The 6,526-nt window shown below is 42.8% G+C and carries 5 protein-coding genes and 2 pseudogenes; 3 read left to right on the plus strand and 4 right to left on the minus strand.

Going from position 1 to position 6,526, the window contains the following annotated elements; translation table 11 throughout:
• Nucleotides 1-31: 31 nt before the first annotated feature.
• From Q8L79_RS14470 to tssB, 3 genes are read right to left on the minus strand one after another with little or no spacing between them, the layout of a single operon-like run.
• Nucleotides 32-610: a hypothetical protein gene (locus Q8L79_RS14470; protein WP_305272470.1), complete on the minus strand. Its 579-nt coding sequence runs from the start codon at nt 608-610 to the stop codon at nt 32-34.
• Nucleotides 611-652: 42 nt separating this feature from the next.
• The gene (gene tssC / locus Q8L79_RS14475; RefSeq protein ID WP_305272472.1) at nt 653-2,194 is read right to left on the minus strand and encodes a type VI secretion system contractile sheath large subunit; all 1,542 of its coding nucleotides are present in this window, start codon (nt 2,192-2,194) and stop codon (nt 653-655) included.
• Nucleotides 2,195-2,212: 18 nt separating this feature from the next.
• Nucleotides 2,213-2,752 carry a type VI secretion system contractile sheath small subunit gene (gene tssB, locus Q8L79_RS14480; RefSeq protein ID WP_305272474.1) on the minus strand — a complete coding sequence of 180 codons (540 nt, stop codon included), beginning with the start codon at nt 2,750-2,752 and terminating at the stop codon, nt 2,213-2,215.
• A 679-nt stretch (nt 2,753-3,431) separates the two neighbouring features.
• On the opposite strand from tssB, the gene Q8L79_RS14485 reads away from it, so the two are divergent.
• Nucleotides 3,432-5,096 carry an ExeA family protein gene (locus Q8L79_RS14485; RefSeq protein ID WP_305272476.1) on the plus strand — a complete coding sequence of 555 codons (1,665 nt, stop codon included), beginning with the start codon at nt 3,432-3,434 and terminating at the stop codon, nt 5,094-5,096.
• 4 nt (nt 5,097-5,100) lie between these two features.
• The gene (locus Q8L79_RS14490; RefSeq protein WP_305272478.1) at nt 5,101-5,868 is read left to right on the plus strand and encodes a general secretion pathway protein GspB; all 768 of its coding nucleotides are present in this window, start codon (nt 5,101-5,103) and stop codon (nt 5,866-5,868) included.
• A gap of 89 nt (nt 5,869-5,957) precedes the next feature.
• On the opposite strand, the pseudogene Q8L79_RS14495 reads toward Q8L79_RS14490, so the two are convergent.
• Nucleotides 5,958-6,344: pseudogene (locus Q8L79_RS14495) on the minus strand (transposase); the annotation flags it as partial.
• A gap of 49 nt (nt 6,345-6,393) precedes the next feature.
• Between Q8L79_RS14495 and Q8L79_RS14500 the strand changes: the two are divergent.
• Nucleotides 6,394-6,526: pseudogene (locus Q8L79_RS14500) on the plus strand (IS30 family transposase); the annotation flags it as partial.

Consider the following 6,526-nt stretch of genomic DNA (forward strand, 5'->3'; position numbering starts at 1 on the left):
ATAAGGCTTATGGTGTAGTTAGCCAGGAAGCTTAAGTAGATACCGCCACGCCCCATGTTTTGACGAATTTATCGGTATTGGATACCGCAAAATTAATCACCTGAGCTTCTTCCTGGGGCATAATACCAGTGTACATTTGAAAGTTTAGCGGTGAAACCACTTGAGAGTCGGGTTGTGCAGCAATTTCAAGAGCCAGTTCGCCGCCCTGTTTGAATACCAGACCATTCATATCAGTGTCATCGGTATGAAAGGCCAGATAGTACACCTTGGCAATTGGATCAAAGTCATAGATCTTGAACTTAAATACCACTGTAGTGTCTGATAAGTCAGTGTGCTTCATGATACTGACCAGTTTTGCGTTCTCATTGCTGACATTAAAAGCAATTTGGACCGGATCCGCATAGCCGCCTTTCCAAGAGATATCGGAAATAATGCCGACGACGTCAAGATTATTGTCGACACCGAAGTTCGTCGGGTCGGTCACTTTGATGTCGGTACCTAATTCTTGTGTGCCAATTGTCATACTGACAAGATGACCCACCAGAACCTGTGCGTCTTTCTCAAAGTTGAAACCTTGTCTTATACTGCAACTATATTGTGAAGATGCCATAATAAATTCTCTCTTAAGTTAGTTAGATTGTTATTCCCAATATTACAAACGTGCGTCCAAGCGCAACTCAACATCCATACCTTCGAATTGAATATGCGGCAGCACCGAAATCTGACAATCATACCAACCTATCATTCCAGGACGCTCTACCACTTTTACCGACGCAGCCTTGAACGGATAGTAGCGCAAGGTCAGATCATCAGGATTAACCACAGTGGTCACATAGCGGAACATCCACGAATTAAGAGTATTCGCTATATATACGGCGTCGGCACTGCTACCGATATTATCGCGCATGATACTTTTGACGTAATGAGCAATTCGGGTGATTGATAACGTGTAGGAAAGGTTTGTCACCAGCTGGGAGTTTTCAGAATCTTTGGGATCTTTGAACTTCTTGGATTTCTTCAGTGACTGGCAGCTGAAAAAACAGGCATCGGCTGTGCCTTTACGGTAAATCAATGGCATGAAACCCACGTTGGCGAAATCAAGCTCGCGGTAGTCGGGAATGACCATTTCCACTGGAATTTTCATCTCCTCTTCACCGCGCATATTGAACATATGCACAGGTAACCCGCTTACTAAGCCACCGCCTTTAGGTCCTCGAAGATATTGACACCATCCCGAAGTCGTAAAGGAGCGAATCATGTTTTGTGCGAACAGAATCGTGGCACTACCCCAAAGGTAATCGGCATCGTTGTCGCCACGCACTTCCTCTTTGAAAGTGAAATTTCCCCGTCCACAAGGGTTGGTTTCTGGATCGTAGGGTTGGCGCAGAATATAACGCGGTAAAGTCAAACCAATATAAGCGGCCGCTTCCGATTCCCTCAAGGCATTCCATGAGCCATAACGTGGATGGTTCATCAGCCCTTCCATATCCTTGATAGCGGACAATTCTTCGATGTTTTGGCAACCAAAAAATTTGGGAGAAACCGCACCGATGAAAGGCGCGTGACTGGCAGAGGCGATTTTACCCATGATTTTCAACCAGAATTCATCGCGAGGAGTATGTTCAATTTCATATAACCCCACAATACTGCCATAAGGTTTACCGCCGTATTGATCATACTCGGCCAAATAAATCTTCTTAAACAGAGCACTTCCGGTAATATCGACGGCGTTGCTGTCGAAATCATCGTACAACTCATCTTTACTGACATCAATGATATCAATCATTACGTCAGCTTTGAAATTGGTGGTGCGCACCAGGTCGTTTAATGAACGCCAATCGGCTTCCATACTTTTAAATTTTTCGTTGTGAATGATTTCGTTCAATTGCGCATTGACTAATTCATCGATACGGGCGATCAAGCTTTGTACAGCGCCCTTGTCAAACTTGCCTGCTGCAGAATCGATATTCATCAACACCGCAGCCATCCCGGAAATAAATCGATCCTCGTCACGAATATTTTCAGTGACTGTTTCCAAGTTATTGGAAATCATAGGGACCGGATCGGAAACATCAGAATCTAGCCTCATACTCGACAAGAAACGCTTTATATTCAGCGCCTCGCCAGTTTCAGCAGGAACGGTACTAACGGTAGTAGCAGGAGCAGCAGCAGGAGGAGCAGTGTCATCAGACATAATAGTATTCCTAATATTCTAGTTGATGGTGGTTTCGGCAGATTCGTTAGAACTTGGCAATTTGAAGCTTTCAAAGCCCTTCAAGTCGGCCAAAACTTTTTCCAGACTTTCGGGATTACTCATTAGTTCATCCATTAATTTATGCAGCTCCTTGCGGTTATCCACATTAGAGAGCATTTCTCCGATCAATCCCTTTAAGGTGAGCAAGCCTTTTAGCTTAGGAACATGCTCAGCCACTTGGTCGGGAGAAAAAGATTTCATTGAGTTAATGGGCAGGGATATTTGCAGGTCTTCTTCACGGTCGCCGTCGATTTTGTTTTCGACCGCAAAGTTCAGACTCATGCCCATGTCTTTCATCACCAAGTCGGTGTTGGTTCCATCCAGATTACGTATTCGCCTATCATCGAGATCAAATATACGATCACTGGAAGATCCTTGCGAAAAATCACCGGTGACAAGCAGTCGCATAGGTAAGGTGATGTCTTCAGGCTGGCCATTAACTTCGGTTTTGTACCGCAATGTTAATCGTGATTTTGGAATTTCGTCTTGTATTGCCATTTTTTTCTCCGCAGATAACAGAAATTGTAATTTTTTACCCGAGTTAGGAACAAATTTTTACGCCATCAGTCTAAGCTTTGATTTTAAAATATGCAATTAATTTAGTAACAATACGTATTGACTTTCTGGAAATTAATTTTAGCTCAAAATAGATTCGAGGGAGTTAGCTGACAATCAGTTCCAACAGCGAACAAAATAAGGCTTTTCCGCGTTTTTTTGCGCCATGCACAAACTCGAAAAAGCCTAAATAAATCTGTAGACACACCAGAAAAATACCGTGATGCGGACGTAATCAAGAACGCCAGAATAGTCTAAAGACAGATTTGCCATCATGGGTGAACATGAATCATTAAAATAAACATAAACGCCCCCAAATAGACTCTTGAGATTAAACAAGATGCGGTAAAGTTAGTTAACGAATTTTGATCCAGACACAAAGAATCGGTATTTTTGTAGAAGTTACATGATTTATCTGTTTTACTTTACTGAGTCTACGACTCCGTCAACTCGTTTACACATCCATTGGGCTATACCGGAATGACGATTCAATACCAATCAACACTTAATATCGTAGATACAGGTTATTCAACGCTATCAATTTTGCCTAATATTCAGATTTTCTTTTCCGTTGTTGGTTACATAATTTATAATTTTTTCTTTACTGAAAAGTCTCATAACCGTGTATACCCAATACTTTCATTTTAGCGAATTGCCGTTTTCCATAGCGACTGATCCGCACTTTATTTATATGAGCCCGCGTCATCAGGAGGGTTTGGCTCACCTTCTTTACGGCATTAATTTTGGAGGAGGCTTTGTTGCTTTAACCGGCGAAGTAGGTACCGGCAAAACAACGCTTTGCCGCTGCCTTTTGCAAAAAATACCGGAAAATATAGATATTGCCTTGATATTGAATCCAAAGCTTAATCCGGTCGAATTATTGGCTACCATCTGCGATGAACTGGGCATTATCTATGACAAAAACCAACATTCGTTAAAAAACCTGATCGATCTTTTAAACCAGCACCTGCTCACCAGCCATGCTAACGGCAAACGTACGGTTTTACTCATTGACGAAGCACAGAATTTAAGCATGGAAGTGTTGGAACAAATTCGCCTGTTGACCAACTTGGAAACCAACAAAACAAAACTGTTACAAGTTATTCTGGTCGGCCAGCCTGAATTGAAAGAATCGCTTAAACGACAGGATTTACGCCAGTTAAATCAGCGCATTACCGCCCGCTATCACTTGTTGCCGCTATCGTTAGATGAGACTCGAGCTTATATCCATCATCGATTGATTGTTTGCAATGGTCGTCCGGAAATCTTTAAAGAGCGCGCGATACGAAAAGTTTACAAACTGTCTTCCGGCATACCCAGAATGATTAACATCCTCTGCGATCGCGCTTTGCTTGGAGCCTACTCAACCAATACTCATGTTATTACTCCGGCAATCGTTAGCGCTGCTGCCAATGAAACGCTGGCTTTTACCGATAAAAAATCCCCTTACCTGAGCGCATCATTAGGTTTGCTATTTTTGGGTTGTATTATTGCCACAGGCGCTTATTTCCGAATGTACTGGCTCAAAACAAGTAATCAAACAGCAATTAATTTGGCAACGCCCTACCCTGCTATCCAGACAAAACCTGAGATCATCAGACAACTTCTGCCGCCTGTTCAAAAAGAACCGCTTCTTATTGAACAATTTAACACCGCCGCTATCGCTAAAACAAAACCGTTTGATGACTGGATCAATAATCCCAACTATTCATTAAACGCTGCATTAATCAGCACGCTGAAACTCTGGGACAAGCCTATCCCAGAGAGTAATCAGGTGGATTGTCATTACGTAGAAACGACAGGACTGCGCTGTGTATTTGGCAAAACCACCTGGAAAAATATGCTGGCAATTAATCATCCGGCTATTTTGGAGTTCTCATTAACAGGTGAACAAAAGTTCTATGCCTTACTTACCGGATTCGGGCAAAATCAATCCATGATTCATTTTAAAGATAACGCGACATTTCCGGTAGCGGATGCATTGAAGTATTGGAACGGCTATTATTTAATAGTGGAACCTCCGCCAATTCCGGTTGTCAAAATGATATATCCTCACCAGACATCAGTTAACATATTATGGTTACGGCATCTGTTAAGCAGTATTGACAGAAAAGCTGAAGCAGTAGAGCAGCCACGTTTTTATGATGACCAATTAGCCGCCCGCGTTATGGATTTTCAACGCCAGCATCAATTACCGGAAGACGGTAAGGTGGGCGACAAAACCATGCCTTATCTTAAAAATATAGCAAGTACACTTGATTTTCCTCACTTAGAAATAACCGATTAATCATATGTCTTTTATCCTAAATGCCTTACGTAAATCAGAACAGGAAAGACAATCTCTTCAGTCTGAGACTGTAACTGACAAAATTTCTCTTCCTCAGCCGCCACAAAATCGCAGTAAGACAACAACGAAACCATTAGTGTTTTTTATTATTGCTAATGTATTGGTTATTGCCGGCATTGTCTGGTTCGTGCGAAATAACTCAACGCCGACGCCCAGCACAACAGCGCAAACTATTTCAAACCCCTTATCGGTACAAGAAACAAAGCTTGAGTCCAAAGCGATGGCTAAACCTATTCAGCCGAAAAGACCGGCACAAAAACCGGAATCCGAAACAACTTCTATTGCAGAATTGATTGATAAAGAAACCCCGGAACCGGCTCCATTACCGGTTAAGCCGGTTATCAAAAAAAAGCCGACGACTGACTTCGTTAAGCAACCAGCCATTACCAACAATTCCGAGATACCGATACAAATCACACCGGTAATAGCGCCCACGGCCAAAGTTCAATCGGATACGCCAGAAACAATTCCTATAACAAAAGACATTCCCTTTTTAAGCGATCTGTCTTTCGAATTTCGCAAGACGATACCAAAATTTACCATCAATGCATTTGTTTACTCACCGCATTCTGAAGAACGCTTTGTCATGATTGACATGGTCAAATACAAGCCGGGACAGCAAATAAAAGACACAATGCTACTCAAAGAAATCCTTCCTGGCAGCTTTGTCGTGGATTACCAAAACCGGGTATTTAAAATTAAGCGACCGTAAAACTTAAGGTTTTATAGCAATATTCACAGGGTCTAAAAAAGTACTACAGTACAGCAGTTTTAGAGGTTCTTTTTTACTGTTTGATTTTGCTGCAGCGGTTTTCGCACCAGCTCAAACGCAACCGGAATCGATACGTCACCGCTGTAATACAGGGCATTCAGCAAGTTGATTCCCCGTACCGAACGCCCGCTGCAATGATCGAAATGCCAGCACATCACCTCATTTTCGTCCGTCCAGGCCTTCTCCTGGATGGTGTCGTCGAAAATCAATACGCCATCGTCCCGCTCTATCCGGCGAACTGTCGATTTTACTTGGCGCCATAAGTCTCGCGACGTATATTCGCGCTCTGACAAAAAACGCGTCACTCGATCATGGCTCACATCACCCTCCACAATCGACGATAATCCCGTGGCTGTCGCCGCTCCAAACGTGCTGATTAAATAATCTGTGTATAACTCTAATTCTGCTTTTTTCATTCGCACAGAATAACCGAATCTAGTGATGACTGCGTAACATCAGATATTAATTACAGCGGGGAAAAACCAGAAAGAGATAGCAGAGTTATTGTGCCTATCGGGATCTACCGTGTGCCGGGAGCTGAAACGCAATCGAGGCAAAAAGGGCTACTTCCCACAGCAGGCGCAAATAAAAGCGGATA

It is taken from the genome of Methylobacter sp., from assembly GCF_030680395.1.
Taxonomy (GTDB): Bacteria; Pseudomonadota; Gammaproteobacteria; order Methylococcales; family Methylomonadaceae; genus Methylobacter_A.

What these genes read in the sequence shown, in the direction of transcription:
- tssC (WP_305272472.1), bottom strand. Translation starts at nt 2,194, where the DNA reads ATGTCTGATGACACTGCTCCTCCTGCTGCTGCTCCTGCTACTACCGTT.
- Q8L79_RS14470 (WP_305272470.1), bottom strand. Translation starts at nt 610, where the DNA reads ATGGCATCTTCACAATATAGTTGCAGTATAAGACAAGGTTTCAACTTT.
- tssB (WP_305272474.1), bottom strand. Translation starts at nt 2,752, where the DNA reads ATGGCAATACAAGACGAAATTCCAAAATCACGATTAACATTGCGGTAC.
- Q8L79_RS14490 (WP_305272478.1), top strand. Translation starts at nt 5,101, where the DNA reads ATGTCTTTTATCCTAAATGCCTTACGTAAATCAGAACAGGAAAGACAA.